1 pseudogene is annotated in these 403 nt (G+C 62.5%); it reads right to left on the reverse strand.

From position 1 onward, the window contains the following. Positions 1 to 146: 146 nt before the first annotated feature. A pseudogene (locus ACY45C_RS10675) lies at positions 147 to 403 on the reverse strand (hypothetical protein); the annotation flags it as partial.

Below are 403 nucleotides of genomic sequence, written 5' to 3' on the forward strand. Positions count from 1 at the left end.
GCTACCGGAACCCCGAAAACCAGCGGCTACACACACGCTGCGAAACCACCCGCCGAGCCCGCAGATGCCTCAAACCCGCTTAACATGCGAAGAGCCCCCATGCCAGGGGCCCCCGCACTGCGCCGAAGGCGCCGTGCGGGGAAAGGCTAGTCCACCCACTGCCCCTGCGTGAAGGCGACGACCAGGGCTGCCATGATCGGTGTACAGATACAGAGATATACCGACTGTACCCAGCTCTGCCGCGCGGCGGCTCGCGCGAGCATCAGATACAACGGAAAGGCCACCAGAATTCCACGGATTCCCGATGCATAATAATTCGTGCAGGCCATTATCGCGGTCATCACGCCGAGGAAAGTCGCCTCACCCCACCGTCTCCCGGCCAGCAGGATGATGGTCAGCAGCA

The organism is Frankia sp. CcWB2, assembly GCF_977927585.1.